Origin of the sequence: Streptosporangium sandarakinum (genome assembly GCF_013409935.1) — a bacterium.
Taxonomy (GTDB): Bacteria; Actinomycetota; Actinomycetes; order Streptosporangiales; family Streptosporangiaceae; genus Streptosporangium; species Streptosporangium nondiastaticum.
In genome coordinates this window covers 2,091,435-2,113,146 of record NZ_JACCCO010000001.1, presented here as the reverse complement: position 1 = coordinate 2,113,146, position 21,712 = coordinate 2,091,435, and the positions used below count along the sequence as shown (strand labels likewise).

18 protein-coding genes are annotated in these 21,712 nt (G+C 74.9%); 11 read left to right on the top strand and 7 right to left on the bottom strand.

Translation table 11 applies throughout. The annotated features are described in order from the left end of the window. The first annotated feature begins 19 nt into the window (after window positions 1-19). The 4 genes from HDA43_RS09350 (at window position 20) to HDA43_RS36655 (ending at window position 3,962) form a co-directional block, all read left to right on the top strand. The gene (locus HDA43_RS09350; protein WP_179819338.1) at window positions 20-1,813 is read left to right on the top strand and encodes a gamma-glutamyltransferase family protein; all 1,794 of its coding nucleotides are present in this window, start codon (window positions 20-22) and stop codon (window positions 1,811-1,813) included. Between the two features lie 201 nt (window positions 1,814-2,014). After that, complete coding sequence (locus tag HDA43_RS09345) at window positions 2,015-2,596, top strand: IS607 family transposase (protein WP_179819337.1); 582 nt, start codon at window positions 2,015-2,017, stop codon at window positions 2,594-2,596. Beyond that, a complete protein-coding gene (gene tnpB, locus HDA43_RS09340; protein ID WP_218911663.1) occupies window positions 2,593-3,720 on the top strand; it encodes an IS607 family element RNA-guided endonuclease TnpB in 1,128 nt (375 codons plus the stop codon). The genes HDA43_RS09345 and tnpB overlap by 4 nt, the downstream gene beginning before the upstream one ends. Continuing rightward, window positions 3,606-3,962, top strand: a complete 357-nt coding sequence (locus HDA43_RS36655) for a zinc ribbon domain-containing protein (protein WP_218911662.1) — start codon at window positions 3,606-3,608, stop codon at window positions 3,960-3,962. The genes tnpB and HDA43_RS36655 overlap by 115 nt, the downstream gene beginning before the upstream one ends. Before the next feature lie 124 nt (window positions 3,963-4,086). On the opposite strand, the gene HDA43_RS09335 is transcribed toward HDA43_RS36655, so the two are convergent. Next, a complete protein-coding gene (locus tag HDA43_RS09335) occupies window positions 4,087-4,254 on the bottom strand; it encodes a hypothetical protein (RefSeq protein ID WP_179819336.1) in 168 nt (55 codons plus the stop codon). Window positions 4,255-4,487: 233 nt separating this feature from the next. On the opposite strand from HDA43_RS09335, the gene HDA43_RS09330 reads away from it, so the two are divergent. Both HDA43_RS09330 and HDA43_RS09325 read left to right on the top strand, forming a co-directional pair. Then, window positions 4,488-5,243, top strand: coding sequence for an SURF1 family protein (locus tag HDA43_RS09330; RefSeq protein WP_179819335.1), 756 nt, complete (start codon window positions 4,488-4,490; stop codon window positions 5,241-5,243). A 43-nt stretch (window positions 5,244-5,286) separates the two neighbouring features. After that, window positions 5,287-5,610, top strand: a complete 324-nt coding sequence (locus tag HDA43_RS09325; RefSeq protein ID WP_179819334.1) for a DUF3817 domain-containing protein — start codon at window positions 5,287-5,289, stop codon at window positions 5,608-5,610. Between the two features lie 40 nt (window positions 5,611-5,650). On the opposite strand, the gene HDA43_RS09320 is transcribed toward HDA43_RS09325, so the two are convergent. From HDA43_RS09320 to HDA43_RS09300, 5 genes are all read right to left on the bottom strand, one after another. Continuing rightward, window positions 5,651-5,845 carry a tail-anchor membrane protein gene (locus HDA43_RS09320; protein WP_179819333.1) on the bottom strand — a complete coding sequence of 65 codons (195 nt, stop codon included), beginning with the start codon at window positions 5,843-5,845 and terminating at the stop codon, window positions 5,651-5,653. Between the two features lie 236 nt (window positions 5,846-6,081). Next, complete coding sequence (locus HDA43_RS09315; RefSeq protein WP_179819332.1) at window positions 6,082-7,416, bottom strand: serine/threonine-protein kinase; 1,335 nt, start codon at window positions 7,414-7,416, stop codon at window positions 6,082-6,084. Beyond that, window positions 7,409-8,908: a serine/threonine-protein kinase gene (locus tag HDA43_RS34315; protein WP_218911661.1), complete on the bottom strand. Its 1,500-nt coding sequence runs from the start codon at window positions 8,906-8,908 to the stop codon at window positions 7,409-7,411. Before HDA43_RS34315 ends, HDA43_RS09315 begins: the two co-directional genes overlap by 8 nt. Continuing rightward, the gene (locus HDA43_RS09305; protein WP_179819331.1) at window positions 8,901-10,505 is read right to left on the bottom strand and encodes a serine/threonine-protein kinase; all 1,605 of its coding nucleotides are present in this window, start codon (window positions 10,503-10,505) and stop codon (window positions 8,901-8,903) included. Before HDA43_RS09305 ends, HDA43_RS34315 begins: the two co-directional genes overlap by 8 nt. Then, window positions 10,502-12,136: a serine/threonine-protein kinase gene (locus HDA43_RS09300; RefSeq protein ID WP_179819330.1), complete on the bottom strand. Its 1,635-nt coding sequence runs from the start codon at window positions 12,134-12,136 to the stop codon at window positions 10,502-10,504. Before HDA43_RS09300 ends, HDA43_RS09305 begins: the two co-directional genes overlap by 4 nt. Before the next feature lie 393 nt (window positions 12,137-12,529). Here HDA43_RS09300 and HDA43_RS09295 point away from each other — a divergent pair, with 393 nt between their 5' ends. From HDA43_RS09295 to HDA43_RS09285, 3 genes are all read left to right on the top strand, one after another. Continuing rightward, on the top strand, window positions 12,530-13,474 hold the full coding sequence (locus HDA43_RS09295) for a GNAT family N-acetyltransferase (protein WP_179819329.1): 945 nt from the start codon (window positions 12,530-12,532) through the stop codon (window positions 13,472-13,474). A gap of 100 nt (window positions 13,475-13,574) precedes the next feature. Continuing rightward, window positions 13,575-14,264: a response regulator transcription factor gene (locus HDA43_RS09290; RefSeq protein WP_179819328.1), complete on the top strand. Its 690-nt coding sequence runs from the start codon at window positions 13,575-13,577 to the stop codon at window positions 14,262-14,264. 76 nt (window positions 14,265-14,340) lie between these two features. After that, complete coding sequence (locus HDA43_RS09285) at window positions 14,341-17,079, top strand: DUF4153 domain-containing protein (protein ID WP_179819327.1); 2,739 nt, start codon at window positions 14,341-14,343, stop codon at window positions 17,077-17,079. On the opposite strand, the gene HDA43_RS09280 is transcribed toward HDA43_RS09285, so the two are convergent. Continuing rightward, entirely contained in the window at window positions 17,048-18,433 is a 1,386-nt protein-coding gene (locus tag HDA43_RS09280) for a family 8 glycosyl hydrolase (RefSeq protein WP_312873137.1), read from the bottom strand. The genes HDA43_RS09285 and HDA43_RS09280 overlap by 32 nt on opposite strands. Window positions 18,434-18,692: 259 nt before the next feature. Between HDA43_RS09280 and HDA43_RS09275 the strand changes: the two genes are divergently transcribed. Both HDA43_RS09275 and HDA43_RS09270 read left to right on the top strand, forming a co-directional pair. Further along, the gene (locus HDA43_RS09275; RefSeq protein WP_179819326.1) at window positions 18,693-20,216 is read left to right on the top strand and encodes an N-acyl-D-amino-acid deacylase family protein; all 1,524 of its coding nucleotides are present in this window, start codon (window positions 18,693-18,695) and stop codon (window positions 20,214-20,216) included. 231 nt (window positions 20,217-20,447) lie between these two features. Continuing rightward, entirely contained in the window at window positions 20,448-21,569 is a 1,122-nt protein-coding gene (locus HDA43_RS09270) for an alanine racemase (protein ID WP_312873136.1), read from the top strand. Window positions 21,570-21,712 lie beyond the last annotated feature (143 nt).

Sequence of the window (21,712 nt, the reverse complement as noted above, 5' to 3'; positions counted from 1 at the left end):
TGACTGTGGGAGGACAAAGATGATCGATCGCCGTCTCGCCCTGCCCCTCGCCGTGGTGCTGGCCGGGGGATCCGTTCTTTTCACCCAGCCCGCGCTCGCCTCGCCGGCGGGCCACCCGATGTCACCCGGCCACCCGGCGGCGTCCGGCCACCGGGTGGAGAAGAAACCCGTCGCGGAGGGATACGGCGGAGCGGTCGCGACCGTCGACCTGGACGCCAGCCAGGCCGCGCTGGACGTGCTGCGCCGCGGCGGCAACGCCGTGGACGCGGCGGTCGCGGCGGCCGCCACGCTGGGGGTGACCGAGCCGTTCTCGGCGGGCCTGGCCGGGGGCGGGTTCATCGTCTACTACGACGCCCGGAACGGGAAGGTCCACACGATCGACGGCCGGGAGACCGCGCCGAAGGCGATGACCGCCTCCTCCCTGGAGGGCATCCCGTTCGACGAGGCCGTCACCAGCGGGCTGTCGGCCGGGGTGCCGGGCAGCGTGGCCCAGTGGGAGCTGGCCCTGCGCCGCTTCGGCACCCTCTCGTTCCGGCAGGCGCTCCAGCCCGCGATCGAGGTCGCCTCCCGGGGCTTCACCGTCGACCAGACCTTCCACGACCAGGTCGCCGCCAACGCCGCCCGCTTCGCGGACTTCACCTCCACCGCCCGGCTGTACCTCCCGGGCGGCGCGCCGCCGCGGGTCGGCACCACCTTCCGCAACCCCGAGCTGGCCGCCACCTACCGCACCCTCGGCAGGGAGGGCGGCGACTGGCTGTACCGCGGGCGGCTCGGCGCGGAGATCGTGGCCACCGTGAAGAAACCCCCGGTCACCCCCGGGTCCACCCGGAACGTGCGGCCCGGCCTGATGGAGCCGTCCGACCTGGCGGCCTACCGGGCGCTCGAACGGCCGCCCACGAAGGTCACCTACCGCGGCATGGACGTGTACGGCATGGCGCCGCCGTCCTCGGGCGGCTCGACGGTGGGCGAGGCGCTCAACATCCTGGAGGCCCTGCCGGGCGTGGGCCTGCACGAGTACCTGGAGACGTCCCGGCTCGCCTTCGCCGACCGCAACAAGTACGTCGGCGACGTCCCGGGCGTGCCGCTGGAGCAGCTGCTGTCGGACGGTTTCGCAAAGGAGCGCGCCTGCCTGGTCGGCGACCGGGCGATGGGCAACCCGGCCCCCGCCGGCAGCCCCGACGGCTCCTACGAGCCGTGCCGTCCCGCCGCCCCGGCCGGCGAGGCCGCCGAGGAGGCTCCGCAGGGGCCGGAGACGACCCACATGGTCATCACCGACAGGTGGGGCGGCGTGGTCGCCTACAACATCACCATCGAGTCCACCGGGGGCAACGGCATCGTCGTCCCGGGCCGGGGCTTCCTGCTCAACAACGAGCTGACCGACTTCACCTTCGGCCCCGCGGCCGGCGACCCCAACCTCCCCGGCCCCGGCAAGCGCCCGCGCTCGTCGATGGCGCCGACCATCGTCCTGAAGAACGGCAGGCCGCTGCTCGCCGTGGGCTCACCGGGCGGCGCGACGATCATCACCACCGTCCTGCAGATCCTCGTCAACCGCTGGGAACTCGGCATGACGATGCCGGAGGCGCTGGCCGCGCCGCGCGCCAGCCAGCGCAACACCGCCCAGACCCAGGCCGAGCCCGCGTTCATCGAGCGCCACGGTGCCGAGCTGACGGCCAGGGGGCACGTTTTCGCGCCGACCCCCGAGATCGGCGCGGCCACGGCCGTGGAGTTCCTGCGTGACGGCAGGCTCCAGGCGGTCGCCGAGCCCGTACGGCGAGGCGGCGGCAGCGCCCTGGTGCTGCGCGAGCGCCGCTAGCGGGTCGTTCGAGTCCTGTCCCGTGGGTCCCCGCCGCGACGGGGACCCACGGGACAGGGGTGGTTCCGCGCGGCGCCGCCGCTTCCACGGCCGGACCGCCTCCGTCCCGGGCACCGGTACGGCGGGCGGCGCGTATCGGCGCGACCGCTCGCGGACAGGGTTAGTAGCTGTTCGTACTTGAGTATTTTTTACTATGCATGAGTGAACTTGAAAGAGTGGGCGAAGGCGCAAGGCGTCCACCCGATCACCGCTTACCGCTGGTATCGGGAGGGCACTTTGCCCGTACCGGCTCGCAAGGTCGGACGGCTGATCCTGGTCGGAGACATCGATCCCGCCGCTCCGGGCGACGGAATCACGGTGGTGTACGCCTGCGTCTCTTCCGCCGACCAGAAAACCGACCTGGATGGCCAGGTCGCGCGGGTGACGGCGTGGGCGACCGGGCGCGGCATGAGCGTGGACCGCGTCGTGACCGAGGTCGGCTCCGCTCTCAACGGACGCCGCAAGAAGTTCCTCGCGCTGCTGGCCGACCCCGGGGTGGCCACGGTCGTGGTGGAGCACCGCGACCGCTTCGCCCGGTTCGGCGCCGAATACGTCGAGGCCGCGTTGTCGGCCCAAGGCCGCCGCCTGCTGGTCGCTGACCCTGCCGGGGTCGACGACGACCTGGTGTGGGACGTCACGGAGATCCTCACCTCGCTGTGCACCCGCTTGTACGGCCGCCGCGCGGCGGCGAACCGGGCCCGCCGCGCGGTGGCCGCCGCCACTGAAGACGAGGCCGCCCGGTGAAGGTGACGCAGGCGTATCGCTACGCCCTCGACCCCACTCCCGGGCAGGCCGCCGCGCTCGCCTCGCACTGCGGCGCGGCCCGGTTCGCGTTCAACTGGGGTCTGGCGCTGGTCAAGGCCGCCCTGTCGCAGCGCGAGGCCGAGGAGTCCTACGGCGTTCCCGGGGAGCACCTGACTCAGGCGCCGTGGTCGCTGTACAGCCTGCGCCGGGCGTGGAACGCCGCCAAGGACCGCCTCGCGCCGTGGTGGGCCGACAACTCCAAGGAGGCCTACAACAGCGGCCTGGACAACCTCGCGCGGGCGCTGAAGAACTGGAACTCCTCGCGCAAAGGCACCCGCAAAGGCCGCGCGATGGGCTTTCCCCGGTTCAGGTCCAAACACCGCGCCGCATCGTCGTGCCGGTTCACCACCGGCGCCATCCGCGTCGAGGCCGACCGCCATCACGTGACGCTGCCCCGGCTGGGAACGATCCGCACCGCCGAGTCGACGCGGAAACTGGCCCGGCACCTGCAGCGCGGCACCGGCCGAATCCTGTCGGCCACCGTCCGCTTTGAAGGGGGCCGCTGGTTCGTCGCGTTCACCTGCGAGATCGACCATGCCGACCGCGTCCCGGCCAGACCGGATGCCGTGGTCGGGGTGGATCTCGGTGTCAAGGACCTCGCGGTGCTGTCCACCGGCGAGGTCATCGCCAGCCCCAAACACCACCGGGCGGCGCTCAGGCGGCTGCGCCGGTTGAACAAGCAACTCGACCGCCGTATCGGGCCGCGCTCCCCCGACGGCGCCAGGCGTCAGCCGTCGGCCCGCTGGGCCAAGACCAGAGCCGCCCTGGGCAAGGCGCACGCCCGCGTGGCCAACCAGCGGCGCGACGGCCTGCACAAGCTCACCAGCCGCTTGGCGGCCACCTGGGGCACGGTCGTGGTCGAAGACCTCAACGTGTCCGGGATGCTCGCCAACCGGTGTCCGGGATGCTCGCCAACCGGCGTCTGGCCCGGGCGGTCGCCGATGTCGGCATGGCCGAAGCGCGGCGCCAGCTCACCTACAAGACCACCTGGAGTGGCGGCAGGCTCATCGTCGCCGACCGGTGGTTTCCCTCCAGCAAGACTTGTTCGGGTTGCGGCGCGGTGAAAGCCAAGCTCGCCCTGTCCGAACGCACCTACGCATGCACCGAGTGTGGCCTGGTCGCCGACCGCGACCACAACGCCGCGCTCAACCTGGCCGCGCTCGCGGCCGACGTCGCCCAGAGTCGCGGGGAGACGCTAAACGCCCGTGGAGGAGCGGTAAGACCCGGCGTCCGCGCCGGGCGCGCACCGGCGAAACGGGAACCCCGGAAACGGGGAACGCTCCGGCGCAAGCCGGAAGCTGCCTGAGAGCGCGCTTATCAAAGCACGCCCACAGGCCACGGAAAAGCGCCGGGGAACCCCACCGGCGCCGCTGCTTCGTTAGCGTGTCTCGTCCGAGTCGCGGGCCGCCCGGCCCGCGAACAGGGTGTCTTCAGAGCATGAGGTAGGCGACCACGGCGATGATGACCAGCACCGCGACCGCTATCGCGATCGGCACGGCCGGCGACTTCTTCTGGGGGGCCGCCTCCGGCTCCGCCCCTTGGGCGAACGCGCGGAACTGCTGGGTGTTGCCGGCCGGGTCAATCTGCGGATCAGACATGGGATGACTTTAGCGATATCGCGGGTTCTTCCACCACCGCTCATGCCATTTTCGCGAAGAGCACGGACGCTTCCCCAATGCTTCTCCGATGTCGCTTCGGTGTTCCCGGCGGTGCCCGGCGTGGCCGGCGCCCGGGGTTCCCGGAGTGACCCGGGGGACCCGGGTGGCCTGGGACACCGGTGAGTCGCGACGCTGGGGACGGGACCGCCGATCCGGGCGGATAGCGTGGTGTCATGCTCCGCATCCTGTTCTCGCCCCGCGCGCTGGTGCTCCACCTGCTCGCGGTCGGGGCCCTCATCGCGTGCGCGCTGCTCGGCCGGTGGCAGCTCGGCGTCTTCGAGGACTCCGGGAAGCCCCGCGCGGCGCGTGACCCCGCCCCGGTGGCCGTGCAGACCCTCGCCCGGCAGGGAAGCCACCTGACGAGCGACGCGGTCAGCCGCCGGGTGACGGCGCAGGGGACGTTCGAGCGGTCCAGGCAGCTCCTGGTGGCCGAGCGCGACGGCGGCCTGTGGCTGCTCGCCCCGCTCGACCTCGGGGACGGCACCGTGATCCCCGTCGTGCGCGGGTGGGTGCCCCGGGCCGACGACCCGGCCGTCGCCGCGGTGCCGGAGGGGACGGTGACCGTGACCGGGAGGCTGCAGCCCTCGGAGCCCACCGACAGCGTGCCGCGCAGGGCGCGGGCGCTTCCTGCGGGGCAGGTGCTGACCGTGTCGTCGCCCGAGCTGATCAACCTGTGGCCGGGCACCGGCCTGCGCGACGGGTTCGTGGTCGCCGCCGCCCAGTCGCCCGCCCCGGCCGTCGCGGCCAAGCCGGTGAACGTGCCCCCGCCGACCGAACCGGGCGGGCTCACCTGGCGCAACCTCGCCTACGCCGCCCAGTGGTGGATCTTCGGGTTGTTCGCCGTCTTCATGTGGTGGCACTTCCTGCGCGACATGGTCCGCAGCCGTTCTGGGGACCGGGACTCCGGCGCCGAACCGGCCACCGCCTGAGCCGCATATCGTTGCAGTGCCGAAAACTCACAGACCGAGGTAGATGACCGTGGAATCCGCCCTCAAGCCCTTTCGCGTCCTGGCCTACATCGTCGGGATCATGCTGCTCGTCCTGTGCACATGCATCGTGCTGCGGTACGGGTTCGACGTCGCGGGGCCGTCGAAGGTCGTCTCGCCGATCCACGGCTTCCTCTACATGCTCTACCTCGTCGCCGCGATGAACCTCGGGATGAAGGCCCGCTGGTCGTGGCCGTACGTCCTGGGCGTGATGCTCGCGGGCACGGTCCCGTTCCTGTCGTTCGTGTTCGAGCGCCGGGTCACCCGCCGCGTGGAGACCGAACTCGCCGCGGCCCCCACAGCCGCCTGAGCACCCGGTCCCCGGGGCCCAGACGGCCGCTCGGGGGCCGTCAGCGGCCGATGCCGCGCCTGCGGGCGCGGCGGAGCCGCGCGCGCTGGGACGGGTCGAGCATGAGGTAGCCGACCACCGGGGCGGCGACGACGCCCAGGATGATCAACCAGGTGACCACGCTCGGCAGGGGCAGGATCAGGGCGAGCACGATCACCGCGGCGGCCCCGATGGCGTACTTCTGGACGGGCGACATCCTCAACATCCTCCGAACGCGGAGCCGGCGCCCCGCCTTTGGTCCATTCTGCGTCGCCCGTCCAACGAGCGGGCCCGCCCCCCGGGTTCCGGGCGAGATATATCTTGTCCGTCCGCGATCACCGCGCCGGCCCGCCCCGGAGCCCTCGCCGGTCCCCGCGAACCCCGGGTACGGCTCAGCGCGCCCGGGGACGGGGGCGCTGAGGCCGTGGTCGGCGTGGCGGGCGCCGATATGGCTCAGCGCGCCCGGGACAGGGCTTCCAGGACCCACCGGGTCGCCCGCAACGATCCCGAGCGGGTGCGGTCGCCGGGGTCCTCGGCGCCCCCGCCGCGCTGGTACTGGACCGCGACCACGAGGTTGGCCGCGCGGAAGACCACGCCGCTGTTGTAGGTGATCCCGTTGGTGGTGGTGAAGGTGTACGCCTCCGTCGCGATGCCGGACTGCGGGGTCGCGGGCCTGACCCGCCGCAGCGGGACGCCGGCCGAGGTCCTGTCCTGTTTCGCCTCGGAGGCCATGAAGCGCGCGTGGTCCGCGTGGGCCCTCTCGTCCGTCGGGTAGCGCAGGACCTCGACGGTGAGCGTGTACTGGAGGCTCTCCGGCAGGCTGCTGTCCTCGGTGCCCCAGTCGCACTCGGTCTTCCCCACGGGCCGCGGCTCGGCGGTCAGGGTCAGCTCGGCCGCCTGCTCCTTGGAGATCAGAGAGCAGGGGTCGGGGGCGGTGGCGAAGGAGGCGGGTAGCGTGATCGGCGGGGTGGCCGGGCCGGAGGCGCGGGGCCAGAGCCAGAACGCGGCGCCGGCCAGGAGCGCGACGGCCGCCACCGCGGCCGTGATGAGGTGCCTGCGCCGGGACGCGGGAGGGGCGGGGGCGATCCGCTCCAGCGTGAGGCGGACCGAGGTGGCGTCGGGGCGGTGCGCCGGGTCGGCCGCCAGCAGCCCCTCCACCAGCGGCGCGAGCGGGCCGTGCGTCACCGTCCCGGTGGTGGGATCGGGGTCCGCCAGGGGTATGCCGCCCACCAGCGGCGGGAGGGAGCCCGTGGCCGGGGCCCGGCCCTCCAGGGCGGTGAACAGGGTGGCGCCCAGGTCCCGCAGGTCGTCGGCGGACACGGGGCCGGCCACGCCGGTCAGCACGACCCGGCCGTCCGCGCCGAGCAGCACGGTGTCGGGGGTGGCGGACAGGCGGACGCCCCTGCCGTGGGCGGCGGTCAGCGCGTCCAGCACCCGCAGGCCCACATCGGCCGCCCGCTCGGGGGCGAGCGGCCCCTCGGCGCGTACGGTCTGCAGCAGCGAGCGGCCGTCGATCGACTCCAGCACCAGCCACATCCGGTCCGGGGCGGAGATCACGTCGTGCAGGGTGACCACGCCGGGGTGGCGCAGGTCGGCGGCGGCCCGTACCTGGCCGAGGAGCCAGTCCCGGTGCGGGCCCGGCGGCGGGAGCCGCACCTCCGAGACGGTGACGTCGCGGTGGAGCACCTCGTCGCGGGCGCGCCAGGCGGTTCCGGTGCGGTCGCGGCGCTCCAGCAGGCGGTAGCGTCCGGCCAGCAGGTTGCTGGGCGCGCGGGTCTGCTCAGTCACGGCTGTTCAGCTCCTCGGCGATCTGCCGCGCGACGGTGAGCGCGTTCCCGCGCAGCGCGGCGTCGGGCCGCTTTCCCTTCCGCGACACGTCCACCTCGACCAGCACGTTGCTGACCCGGAAGTGGACCGTCGAGTAGACGCGGTCGAGGGAGGCCAGGTCGAAGGCGAACGCCTCGGCGCCGATCCGGCCCGTGTCGCGCAGCGGGCCGACCGAGCCGACGAGGCCCGTTCCGGCGTCGGCGGCGGTCTTGGTGCGGTCGGCGGCGAAGAACGCCCGCGCCGTCTCCGGCGCGGTCTTCCCCGGCACGGGTTTGTGGTGGGTGACGGTGACGCGGACCTGCGGAGCGCCCGGCCCGCCGTCCCAGGTGCACGAGGGGCCGTGGCCGTCCATGGCGCCCATCGGGAGCGGCTTGCCGGTCGGGCCCGCAGCCCGGACCTGGGCGGGGGTCAGCAGGGAGCAGGGGGCGGGGGCGGTGGTGAACCGCCCGGCGCGCGGGTCGGGCCCGCTGGGGGCGGACCTCGCGGGGTCGTCCGAGGAGGTCAGCACCACGGTTCCGGCCACCGCGGCGGCCACCACCGCCAGTCCCGCCCCCACGAGGAGACCGGTGCGGCCCCGCCTCGCCGTCCGGGCCGGCCCCGTCCGCTCCTCGGGGAAGAGCGGCCCGGCGGGCAGCCCCCGGGCCACCCGCTGCAGGGCCGCGCGCAGGGCGGCCTCCCCGGGCCGCCGCCGGGGATCCTTGTCCAGTACGGCGAGCAGCACCGGGGCCAGCTCGCCCGCCCGCGCGGGGACCGGGGTCTCCTCGGTGAGCACCGCGCCGAGGGTGGCGGCGGAGGAGCCCCGGTGGAACGGCCCGCGCCCCTCGACGGCGGTGTAGAGGGCCGCGCCCAGCGACCACAGGTCGGCCGCGGGGCCGTCGCCGGTGCCGCGCAGCCGCTCCGGGGCGATGTACCCGGGGGAGCCGACGAGCGCGTCGGGGGAGGTGAGCTGGACGTCGCCCTCCAGCGTGGCGATGCCGAAGTCGGTCAGCAGCACCCCGCCGTCGTCGGCCAGCATGATGTTGGCCGGCTTCACGTCGCGGTGCATGATGCCCCGGCTGTGCGCGAGGGCCAGCGCGTCCAGCACGGCCACCCCGATGGCGGCGGCCCGCCGCGGGTCGATCGGCCCGGAGGCGCGGACCACCTGCTGCAGGGACCGGCCCCGGATGAGGTCCATCACGATCCACGGCCGGCCGTCCTGGGAGATGACGTCGTGCACGGTCACGATGGACGGGTGGCCCAGCCGGGCGGCGGCCCTGGCCTCGCGCAGGGTGCGCTCGCGCATCTCGGCGCGCTGCGCCTCCGGCAGCCCGGGGCCGAGCTTGACCTCCTTGATCGCCACCTCGCGGTGCAGCAGCTCGTCCCGGGCGCGCCAGACCACGCCCATTCCACCCGCGCCGAGGCGGTCGATCGCCCGGTAGCGGCCCGCGAGGACGGGAAGGCCCGGATCAGCCATTGGTCCTGAGGGACTCGACGACCCAGCGGGCGGCCTTCTGCGCCCCCGCGGCGAGCCTGCCCTCGGCGTCCTTCTCGACGCCACCCTGTTCGTACTCGACCTCGCCGATCAGGTTGCTGACCCGGAAGACCACGCTCACCTTGTACGACCCGCCGTAAAGGTTGATCTTGCTGTACTTGCCGGTGGTGAACGCCTCCTCGCCGATGCCCTTCAGGTCGCCGGGCGGGGCGGGCTTGGGGGTGGCGAACTCGGCGTCCCTGACGAAGTCCTTCTTCTTGCCCGCGAGGTACTCCTTGGCCCGCTGCACGCCGGAGTCGCTCTGCTTCATGGCGACCAGCCGCACCTGCAGGTCGTACTTCTGCGTGCTCGGCTTGCGCCAGTCCTGCTGGTTGAGCCAGTCGCAGACGCCGGGCTCGACCTCCGAGCTGCGGAAGCCCGGCACCAGCTCCCCGGCCTGCTTCTCGTCGAGCATGTCGCAGGCGCGGGGCGGGGCGGCGAACCGGCCCCCGGGCCCGGCGGAGGCGGACGCGACCGGCTCGTCCGCGGCGGGGTCGCCGGGCGCCGAGGCGAGCAGGTAGCCGATGACGGCCGCCATGCCGACGACCAGGACGCCGGTCAGCGCCACGATCGGCTTGGGAACCAGCACCCCGGACCTGCCCCGGGCGTACTCGGTCGGGCCGGTCGGACCCTCCTGGCGCCGGGAGCGGGACGCCCGCCCGGACCCGGACGCCGCCTCCGGCGCCCCCGGACCCTGGCCCGCCTCGTGCGGGACGGGCACGCCGGGGGCGGCCGTCACCGGCGCCGGTCCCATACCGGTGATGGCCGGGCGCGGCGCGGTCGCCTCGGGGTTGGCGGCGGGGTCGTCGTCCGGCGGGTCCGCGACCGCGTTCCCCTGACCCGCCTGCTCCCGGGCCGGTCCCGCCGGTCCGGAGCCGGTGGGAAGCGCGGGCGGCGGGCCCGCCGGGGACCCCTGGGCGTCCCGCTGCGCCGTACCGGGGGCCGGCGGGAGGGCCTGGGCCGGGACGGGCGGCTGGAACGGCGTCGCCGGAGCCGCGCCGGTCAGGGAGATCTCCAGCAGGACGTTGCGCAGCGGCCCCGGGTCGGGCCGCCGCCCCGGGTCCCCGGACAGCAGGTGGGACAGGATCGGCCCGAGCGGGCCGGCGTTGTCCAGCGACCCGCCGGGGGCCGGCGGGCGGCCCTCGACGGCGGTGTAGACGGTCGCGCCGAGCGACCACAGGTCGGCGGCCGGGCCCGTCACCCCCTCGGGGGCGGTGAAGGTCGGCGACCGGAAGGTCGGCCCGAGGAGGGTGACCCGGTCGTTCGGGCCGAGCAGCACCGAGCCAGGCCGCACGTCACCGTGGAGCGTCCCCCGGCCGTGCACGGCGACGATCTGGTCCAGTACGGCCAGGCCGACCGCCGCGGCCTGGCGCGGCGCCATCGGCCCGCCCCGCGCGACCGCGTGCTCCAGCGAGATCTGCTCACCCGGGGACTGCTCCAGCACGGCGGGCAGCGCCGCCCCGGCGGCGGGCTCCGCCTCGGGGGCGGCGTGCCTGCGGCCGCGCCTGCCCTGGGGCCGGGTGACGTCTGGGTCGTTCATCCGCTCGCCTTCTGCTTGTTCAGCGCGTTCGCGATCCAGGCGGCGGCGGTGTGGGCGCCGGCCTGGATCGCCGGGGCGTCCTTGCCGCCGTCCACCACCGTGTATCCGACGTCCAGCACCAGGTTGTCGACGCGGAAGACCACGTGGCTCTGCTCCAGGCGGCCGGTCTTCCGGTTCTCGTAGTAGTCGTAGCCGAACGCCTCGTCCCCGACCGGCTTCACCGGCAGCGGGCCGGTGGTGCGGGTGGACCGGGGGGCGGCCTTGATCTCCGACCAGCTCCAGAGGATCGTCCCGGTCGGCACGGTGCCGTTGCGCTGGTTCACCAGCAGTTCGTGGGCCTCACGGGGGCTCTTGCCCCACGGCTTGGCCTGGCCGTTGCCGAGGGGGTCGATCCGCAGGCCGACCCCGGGGACCGCCCACGCGCAGCCGCCGGTGTTGAGCGGCACCCCCTTGGCGTTCACCGCCGGCAGGAGTTCCCTGAGGTCGGCCGCGGTGATCTGCTTGCACAGGTCCACGGGTACGGCGAAGGCGCCCGGCTTCCCGCTCAGCCGGGCCGGTTCGACCGGGGCGGCGGCGGAGGCGCCGGTGAGGTGGGTCACGCCCATGGTCGCCCCGATGACGGCCGCGATCGCCGCCACCTCGGCGGCCGCCCACAGCGCGACCCGGACTCCGGGACGGTCCGTCACGCGCGCGGCGGGGACGGGGGCCTGGGCGGGCTCCGGCCCCTTCCCGTGCCGCGGGAAGGCGTCCCGTTCCGAGGCCGGGGAAAAGGGCGGGGTGGGGGACGGGCCGGGGGGCACGGCGGCCGGCCGGCCCGCGGCGAGCTCGCGCAGGGCCTGGGCGACCGCGTCGAAGGACGGCCGGTCCTCGGGCCGGGAGGCGAGCATGCCGAGCAGCAGCGGGCCCAGGGCGCCGGCCCGCTCAGGCGGCCGGGGAGGCTCGGTCAGCACCCGGCTGATCGCCGAGACGGGGGTGTCCGCCGGGTGCGGCGGCAGGCCCTCGACGGCGAAGTAGAGCGTGGCGCCCAGGGACCACAGGTCCGAGGCGGGCCCGCCCCGCTCGCCGCGCAGCCGTTCCGGGGCGATGTAGTTGGGCGAGCCGACCAGGCGGCCGGTCTGCGCCGCGGTGGCCTCGTCCTCGACGACGGCGATGCCGAAGTCGGTCAGCACGGCCCGGCCGGTCCTGGTGAGGAAGACGTTGCCGGGCTTGACGTCCCGGTGCACCACCCCGGCCGCGTGCGCGGCGATGAGCGCGCCCGCGACGCTCACGCCGATCCTGGCGGCCTGGCGAACCGGCAGCGGACGCCCGTCGCGGACCGTCTGCTCAAGCGACGCGCCGGACAGCAGCTCCATGACGAGCCACGGCCGGTCCTGCTCGACGATCACGTCGTGGACGGTGACGATGGACGGGTGCTTGATCCTGGCCGCCAGGTTGGCCTCGCGCAGCGCCGCGTCGCACAGCTCCTGCCGCCGGGCGGGGTCGAGGTCGGGCGGCAGCCGTACTTCCTTGACCGCCACGTCACGGCCGAGCATCTCGTCGGCGGCAAGCCAGACGGTGCCCATCCCGCCCTCGGCGAGCGGGTTGAGCAGCCGGTAGCGGCCCGCTAACAGTCGAGTGTCGATCCCGTTCACCCCGTTCACTGTCCCATCGAGCACAGAAACATAGTCACTTAGCGCGATATGGACCAACGAACCAGGATCTTTCGCATCACCGAAATACCGGTGGACGGAACGGGCGACCGGGAGCTCCGGCCACCGACCCCGACAGGTCGTCGGGATCGGCGGAACGGACCCGGTCCTCCGGCCGCCGGCCTCGGCGGAACGGTTGTCCGCCCATCGGCCGGATGACCGGTTGATGACCCGGCGCTCCCCCGATACTCTTACGGCCTCGCCGACCGAGGTTCGGCCGGCGACGCGACAGAAGACAGGAGGTGAGGAGCCGATGTCCACCCTCGTCACGCGCTCCCGCCTCAGGCGACAGGAAGCCTGAGACCCGGGAAAGCGCACCGCTTTTTCGGAGAAAACGTGTCTGACCTGATTTTCCGCCCGCTCACCGCGGACGACCTCCACCTTTTCCACGCCTACGGCCCGCTGCCCGCCTCCGGTGTCGGCGTCCGCCACGCCCCCTTCGAGAAGCTGGGCTACGACCGGCCCGACTGGCTCTGGGTCGCGCTGCGCGGCGAGGAGGTGGTGGCCCGCGCCGCCTTCTGGGGCCCGCCCGGCGCGGAGCACCCGTTCAGCCTCGACTGGTTCGACCCGGGCACCGGCTCCGACCGCGTCGAGGTGGGTGCGGCCCTGCTGCGGGCCGCCTACGCCGCGCTCGTCACGCCGGACTACTCCTCGCCCGTCGGGGACCGCCCCGACTTCCACCTGTTCCTGCCCGCCGACTGGCACGACCGCCCCGACGCCGTCGCCGACGTCGCCGACCGGGTCGAGGCGGCCGAGCGGGCCGGGCTGCGCCACTCCGTGGAGCGGCTCAACCTGCGCTGGATCCCCGAGTACGGCCTGCCGCCCCGTTCCACCCGGCTCACCTTCGCCCCGGCCGACGACGACGAGGCCGTCCTCGACGTGCTGACCCGGATCACCGAGGGCAGCCTCGACGCCTGGGACCGCCACCGTCTCGCCGAGCAGGGGCCGCGGAAGACCGCGGAGGCGACCCTGGAGGACATCGCGGACTTCCCCGGCGGACGCCACCGCTGGCGGCTGGCCTACGACGCCGCGGGCGACGTGGTGGGCATCACGATGCCCACCCGCAACGCCACCGCCGCCACGATCGGCTACATCGGGGTGGACCCCGCGTACCGGGGCCGCCACTACATCGACGATCTCGTCGCCGAGACGCTGCACATCTTCACCGCCGAGGGCGAGCCCGAGGTCAGGGACAGCACCGACGTGGGCAACGCGCCCATGGCGGCGGCGTTCGCCCGGATCGGCTACCGGATCACCGGTCGCCGGCTGATCATGATCTGACCGCCGGGTCTTCGCGCACCCGCGCCCTCCCGGCGCGGGTGCGCGAAACCTTCACAATTATCCGCGGATCGTCTGCACCGCCCCGGTCTACGCTCCGCCTATGGCAACCCCTCAGCAACGACGCGTCCTCCTGGTGGAGGACGACGAGACGATCGCGCGGGCCGTACGGCACCGGCTGACCGCGGAGGGCTTCGACGTGCGGGCCGTCGGGGAGGGCGAGGCGGCGCTGGCGGCGTACGCGAGGTCGCGGCCCGACGTGGTGGTGCTCGACCGGTTGCTGCCCGGCCTCGACGGTCTGGAGGTGTGCCGGCGGATGCAGGCGGCCCGGCCGGTGCCCGTGCTCATGCTCACCGCGCTGGCCGAGGAGACGGACCTGCTTGTAGGGCTCGGCGTCGGGGCCGACGACTACATGACCAAGCCGTTCAGCATGCGCGAGCTGGTGGCCCGGGTGCACGCGCTGCTGCGGCGGGTGGAGCGGGCCTCCCAGCTCGCCGGACCGGACACGGTGATCCGGATCGGCGACGTCGAGATCGACGTCGCCGAGCGGCGGGTCTACACCCGGGGCGCCGAGGCGCAGCTCACCCGGACCGAGTTCGACCTGCTGTGCCGCATGGCGGAGCGGCCCGGCCAGGTCTTCGAGCGGGAACGCCTGCTCTCCGACATCTGGGGCTTCTCCGAGGCCGCCGCCACCCGGACGGTCGACAGCCACGTGCGGGCGCTGCGCCGCAAGCTGGGGCCCGGCGTCGTGCGGACCGTCCACGGCGTCGGCTACGCCCTCGTCCGCCCGTGACCGTGGGCGCCCCCACCCGCCGGCCGGGCCCCTCCGCCTCCACCCCCCTCCCCACCGACCACGGGATGTGCTCCGCGTGAGGCCCCTCGACTTCCTGGGCCGGATCAAGGTCAAGCTCGGGCTGGTGATCCTGCTGGCCGTGGTGGTGGCGTTCGTGGTCAACGAGGTCGGCATCAACTCCGGCTACTCGCGCAACGTCCGCGTCGCGGTGGCCGCCGTGCTCGCCCTGGTCATCATGCAGCTCCTCGCGCGGGGGATGACCAAGCCGCTGCGCGAGATGGCCGCCGCCGCGCAGACCATCGCCAAGGGCCGGTACGGCCTGCGCGTCACCGCGACCTCCCGCGACGAGGTGGGCGAGCTGGCCCGCGCGTTCAACGCCATGGCGGCCGACCTGGGCGAGGTGGACCGGCAGCGGCGCGCGCTGGTGGCCGACGTCAGCCACGAGCTCCGCACGCCGATCACCGCGCTGCGCGCCGTGCTGGAGAACGTGGTGGACGGCGTCTCCGCGCCCGACCAGGCGACGCTGGAGACGGCGCTGGCCCAGACCGAGCGGCTCGGCCGGCTGGTCACCCAGCTCCTGGACCTGTCTCGGCTGGAGTCGGGGGCCCGGCTGATCGAGCTGGAGAACGTCGAACTGCGGCCCCTGTGCGAGCAGGCGCTGCGCGAGGCCGTGCTGGCCAGGGACGGGGTCGCCGCCCGCTGCGAGGTGCCCGGGGGGCTGGGCGTGCGCGCCGACCCCGACCTGCTGGCCCAAGTGCTCGCCAACCTGCTGGACAACGCCGTACGGCACAGCCCCGACGGCGGCGCCGTGGTGCTGGCGGCGGCCCCGCGGGACGGCGGGGTGCGGCTGCGCGTCACCGACGAGGGGCCCGGCATCCCGGAGGCCGAGCGGACCCGGGTCTTCGAGCGGTTCTCCCGCCTGGACGCCGGCCGCGCGGCCGACGACGGCGGCGCCGGGCTGGGGCTGGCCATCACCAAGGAGATCGTCGAGCTGCACGGCGGCTCCATCCGGGTGGAGGACGGCCCCGGCTGCCGCGTCGCGGTCGACCTGCCGCGGCGCGCCGCCGCGGGCGCCGTCCCGCCCACGGCGGCGCCCGTCCCGATCAGGCCGCTACCCGTCCCGGCCCCGGCCGGAAGCGGACTCCCTGATCCGTCGGAACCGGAGATCCCGGGGCCGTCCCGGTGGGAGGTCCCGGCCCCCTCCGCGGACGGGCGACCGGTGACGTTCACCGTTCCGGTCCGGCCACTGCCCGGACCACCGGAGGCCGGCCCGGCGCCCGCCCCGTCCGCGCACGGGAAGGCGGCGGAGCCCTCCCCGGCCCCGCCGGGGACGACCGGGGAGTACGTGGCGCCGCCCGTGCTGCCCCGGCCCGAGCTGCCCCTCACCCCCCGGTGGGCGCCTCCGGCGTGCGCCGCCGTCGGGCTCCTCGCCGCGGTCGCGCTCCCGGGCAGCGCGATGAGCCTGGGGTTCGTCCTGGTCGCCGTGGCCATGGGGGCGGCGGCGCTGCCCGCCGTACGGCGTCGCGTCACCCCCTGGTCGGCGGTGCTCGGTCTGATCGCCTACGGGCTGGTCGCGGTGGCGGCGTTCCGGGACGCCGACTGGCTCGCCGGGCCGCTCCTGCCGGCCGGGTTCCTGCTGGCCGCGCTCGCCCTGTCGGGGGCCGGGCGCGGCTGGGCGGACGTGCTGCGGGGCGGGGCGTCGGTGGTGCTGGGGCTGCTGCCGGTGCCGTGGTTCCTGGCCGCGCCGGTTCGGCCGGCGAGGGGGCTGCCGCTGCGGCGGCGGATCATGCCGGTGCTCACCGGGGTCGCGCTGAGCGCCGTGCTGGTGGCGGTGTTCGGCGCGCTGTTCGCCTCGGCCGACGCGGTCTTCGCCGAGGCCGTCGCCCGGGTCTTCAGCGTGCGGGACCTGCTGGGCGCGGGGGCGCTGCCGCTGCGGATCCTGCTGTTCGGCCTCTTCGCGGCGGTGACCGCCTCCGCCGTGCTGGTCGGTCTGCGGCCGGCGGCCGAGCCGGAGGGGCCGGGCACGCGCCCGGCGGTGAGCCGGGGGCTGTGGGTGCTGCCGCTCGTCGCGCTCGACCTGCTGTTCGGCGTGTTCGTGGCGATGCAGCTCACGGTCCTGTTCGGCACCTCCAGGTGGCTGGTGTCGGCGACCGGCCTGACCTACGCCCAGTACGCCCGCTCGGGGTTCTTCCAGCTCGCCGTGGTCAGCGTGTTCGTGCTGGCGATCGTGGCGGTCGCCTCGGGGGCCCTCAGGCTGCGGGGCCGGGAGCGCTGGCTGATGGCCGGGCTGCTCGGCCCGCTCTGCGCGCTGACCATGGTCGTCCTGGTCTCGGCCCTGCACCGGCTGGACCTGTACGTCGGCGCCTACGGCTTCACCCGGCTGCGGGCCTCGGTGGAGGCGGCGATCTGGTGGCTGGGCGCCGTCTTCGCGCTGGTGCTCGTGGCCGGCGCCGTACGGCTCGTCCGGCGTCGCGCCGCCCGGTGGCTGCCCAGGACCATGGTCGCGATGACCGGGGGGGCGCTGCTGGCCTTCGCCGCGTGGAACCCGGACCTGCGGGTCGCCGAGACCCAGATCGCCGTCCGGGGCCCGGACCGGATCGACCACCGCTACCTGGGCGGCCTGGGGGCGGAGGCCGTACCGGTGCTGGACCGGCTGCCCGAGCCGGTCCGCAGCTGCGTGCTGCGGACCGTGGTCGAACGCAACGAGCTGGCCTCGCCGGACCCGTGGAACGGCTGGAACCTCGCCAGGGAGCGGGCCAGGGAGGTGCTGGCCCGCCACCCGGTCAGGGCGTCCAGCGATTGCCGGACACCGTGATCATCGCCTGGAGGGTGACGCTGGCGGAGAAGTAGTCCCGGCGGGTGAACGCGGTGGCGGCCATCTCGTCCCACAGGGCGTCCAGCCACGCCTGGCCGCCGGGGTCGGCCATCGCCGCCACCGCGAACGGGGCGGAGAACGCGAGTTCGGTGTCGCCGGAGAGGCGGCGGCCGGCGAGGGTGCGGCCGGCGCCGATCCGGCCGGGGTCCCCGCCGGTCTCCTTCCTGATCCAGGCGCTCATCCGGCGGACCGCGGCGAGCGACCGGGCGTCTCCGGAGGTCACCGCGTCGTCGCCGATCCGCCAGGGGGTACGGCAGGCGTTCCACCAGTACGCGCCGTCGTGGGGGTCCTCCAGGACCTCCCGGGGCGCGGGCTTCGGGGCGGTGCGGGTGCCGACCACGAAGTCGGCCAGCAGCCCGGTGCCCGGGGCGTACCGCGCCTGCTGGGCGGCGATCAGGTCCTGGTGGGCGTCGGTCACGGCGTCCCAGAACGGGTCGCCGGTGGCGCGGCGGAAGGCCCGGAAGTGGCCGATCATCCAGTCGGAGGACCGGCTGACCCAGTAGTACTCGTCGCCGCGGTCGGTCCAGTCGCCCAGTTTGGTGAGCCTGGTGACCGGGTTGATCTCGCCCTCCTTGATCGCGCGGATCCGGTCGAGCGCCAGCCCGCGGTAGTCGAAGGCGCCCGAGCTTCCCCACTGCCGGTCGGCCAGGAGCAGGCCGTAGGCGACGTCGAGGTCGCCGTCGGTGGCGGAGTCGCCGCCGTTCACGCTCTTGCACGAGGCGTCCTGCTCGGCCGCGAGCAGGCCGGGGGTGATCGACGAGGGGTGGGCCAGGACGTACCGCAGGAGCCCGTCGAAGATCTTCTTCGCGTCCGGGTCCGCCCCGGCCATGGTGGCGGTGACGACCATGCCGTAGCCCTGGGCCTCGGCCACGTACGGGTGGTCGGCGTCGGGGGAGAGGATCTGGTACCGGTCGCGGCCGCAGTCCCGCCTGACGAAGGCGGCCTTCCACCGCCGGTAGTGCTCGACGACCTTCGCGTCGAGGGCGGCCTGGTCGCCGCTCGGGCGCAGCGTCCCGGCGGCGTAGCGGCCCGCGTGCCCGCCGAACGGCACGCGGGGCGCGTCCGTCCCCGCCGGGGCGGGTGTGCCGGTCGCCCCGCCGGTCCCGCTCGCCGCGGGGGTCCGGGCGGCGGCGGAGCCGGGGCCGCGGGCCGTACCGCCGTCCGCGGCGCAGCCCGCCACCGCGAGCACCGCCGCGGCCAGCGCCGCCGCCATCGGGGCCGCCATCGGGGCCGCGGCCCGGACCGGGGCGTCGCGGGGACGGCGGGGGCGAGGGAGGAACTGCCTTGTGCGCACGGGACGACGGCCTTCCTGCGGGGGAGGTTCCTGGCCTTTGAAGGATGCCATCGCCCACCGGCTCCGGGCGTCACCGGCCCGTCGGTGGGGGACCGGCCGGGGAGAGGACCCCGCGCGGACGCCGTGGGCTTCCGGGTCGCGAGGCCCCGCGCGGGCGGGGGAGCGCGCCGCGACGACCTGGTCCTCATCCGCGGGCCCCGCGAAGGCCCGGCGCGGGCGGGGGAGTGCGCCGGAGCGCGGCGGATGGTTCAATCCGGGCATGATCTTTGATGTGCTGGTTCAGGGCGGCCGGGTGCTGGACGGCACGGGAGCCCCCGCCTTCCCCGCGGATGTCGGCGTCGTCGCGGACGAGATCGTCGCGGTGGGGAGGCTGGACGGCGCCGAGGCCGCCACGGTCGTCGACGCCTCGGGACGGCACGTCATGCCCGGCCTGGTCGACTGCCACGTCCACGGCGACGCCCTGGCGGGCGACCCGGCGGTGCAGCTCGCCGCGCTCCGCCAGGGCGTGACCACGTTCGTCCTCGGCCAGGACGGCCTGTCCTTCGCCCCGGCCACCACCCCCGGGACCCTCGCCTACGTCACCCGCTACTTCGCGGCCGTCAACGGCGTCCACCCCTGGGCCGACGGGCCGCTGAGCGTCCGCGAGCTGCTGGACGGCCACGACAGGACGACCGCGCTCAACACCGCCTACCTGCTGCCGCACGGCACGATCCGCTACGACGTGATGGGCCCCGCCGAGCGGGCCGCCACCCGGGAGGAGCTGGCCGCGATGCTCGCCCGGGTCGAGCGCGGCCTGGAGGAGGGCGCGGCGGGGCTGTCCACCGGGCTGGAGTACGCCCCCGGCCGTTACGCCGACGCCGCGGAGATCGCCGCGCTGTGCGCGCCGCTGGGCGGCCTGCCGTACGTCACCCACATGCGCGCGTACGGCGAGCGGGCCGCGACCGGCATGGCCGAGGTGGCCGCCATCGCCCGCGCGTCCGGCGCCGCCGTCCACGTGTCGCACTACCACGGCCCGGCGTCCGTCCTGCTGCCGCCCCTCGACGCGGCCCTCGACGAAGGGCTGGACGTCACCTTCGACAGCTACCCCTACCTGCGCGGCAGCACGATCCTGGCGATGGTCGCGCTGCCCGCGCGGATCCCGGCCGCCGACACCGAGCGGGCGCTGGAGATCCTCGCCTCCGAGCCGGTCGAATGGGACGAATCCCTCTGGCCGAGGATCACCCTCTCCCACGTGCCCGGGGCCGAGTGGGCCGAGGGGATGACGCTCCCGGAGGCCGCCGCGAAGGCCGGGACCGGCCCGGGGGAGTTCTGCCGCCGGATCCTCCTCGACACCCGCCTTTCGGCCGGCTGCGTGACGGCCCGCCCGGACGAGGGCCCCGAGGGGGAGGAGTCGGTCCGCGCGATCCTGCGCCACCCGGCCCACACGGGCGGCTCCGACGGCATCTACGTCGGCGGGCACCCCCATCCCCGGGGGTACGGGGCGTTCGCCCGCATGCTCGGCCACCACGTCCGCGAGACCGGCGACTGGAGCCTCGCGCAGGCCGCCGTTCACCTGGCCTCCCACCCCGCCCGCCGCTTCGGCCTGCCCCGCCGGGGCCTGGTCCGCCCCGGCCAGATCGCCGACCTCGCCGTCGTGGACGCCGCCGCCGTCCGCGACCTGGCCACCTACGAGTCCCCCCGCGTCCCGGCCGCCGGCGTGGACGACGTCCTCGTCTCCGGCGTGCCGGTCCTGGCCGCGGGACGGCTCACCGGCGCCACCCCCGGGCGGGCGCTGCGGCCGTGAGCGGCTCCGTTCGTTCCCCCGCGTCCCGGTGGACCCGGCCCCGTGCCTCCCCGGCGGTCCCGGTGGGCCCGGCTCCGCCTCCCGCGCGGCGTCCGTTTCCCCTGTGGCCCCCCGGACCGCGAGGATAGGGTCGGCGGGACCGGCGGCGTCCGGCGCCCGCGGGATCACCAGGACCCTCGCGGCGTGGAGGCACCGTCCTCCGGGACTGCGGGGAGACGAAGGGAGCGTGCGGTGACGGCGACGGTGAAGGGGATCGTGGACCCCGCGAAGGCGGTGGGGTCCTCGCTGTTCGGCGGGGCCTTCAGCTTCCCGGTCATGGTGGCGCGCCGCTCCGCGCTGGAGCACAACATCGCCACGCTCGCGGACTTCGCCGCGCGGCACGGCATGCTGCTCGCCCCGCACGCCAAGACGACCATGTCCCCCGAGCTGGTCCGCGCCCAGCTGGACGCGGGCGCGTGGGGGATGACGGCCGCCACCCCGAGCCAGGTCCTCATCCTGCGCGAGTTCGGGGTCTCCCGGATCGTCCTGGCCAACCAGTTCTTCGACCCCGCCGGGCTCGACGCCGTCGCCGCGTGGCTGGAGGAGGACCCCGCGGCCGAGTTCCTGTGTTTCGTGGACTCGGTGGCGGGGGTGGAGACGCTGTCGGCGCACGCGGGTGCCAGGCCGTTCCGGGTGCTGGCCGAGCTGGGTGTCGCGGGCGCGCGGTGCGGCAGCCGTACGCTGGATGAGCTGCTGGAGGTCGCCGGGGCGGCGCAGGCGGCCGAGGGCGTTGAGCTCGCCGGGGTCGCCGGGTACGAAGGGGTGCTGGGCACGGCCGAGGAGGTGCGGGCCTACCTCGGCCGGATGCTGGAGGCGCTCGCGCACCTGCGGGTGCGCGACCCGATCCTGTCGGTGGGCGGCAGCCAGTGGTTCGACGTGGTCGGCCGGGAGCTCGCCGCCTGCCAGGCCAGGATCGTGCTGCGCAGCGGCGCCTACGTCACCCACGACGACGGCCACTACCGCGAGCACACGCCGTACAACCGCATCGAGGGCGAGCTGCAGGCGGCGCTGGAGGTCTGGGCGCACGTGCTGAGCACCCCCGAGCCGGGGCTGGCCGTCGTCGGGCTCGGCAAGCGCGACGCCCCCTTCGACGAGGGGTTCCCGGTGCCGCGCGGAGTCCTCACGGGCTCGGAGGTGATCAGGATGCAGGACCAGCACGCGGTCGTACGGCTGGCACCCGGATCGCGGGCCACGCCGGGCGAGCTGGTGCCGTTCGGCATCTCCCACCCGTGCACCGCCTTCGACAAGTGGCGGGTCATCCCGGTGGTGGACGACGACTACCGTGTCGTCGATCTTGTTACCACTTTCTTCTGAATTCCGTATATTTCCCTCTGTTTAAGTTGTTTTCGATCGTTCGTCGCCCGCCGAGCCGGTGGGCGCGGACATGCGACCCGATCGGAGGCGTGGCGCCGTGCCGTGCCTCCTCCCGGCCCCGCGGGCCGGGTTCCCACGCTGGA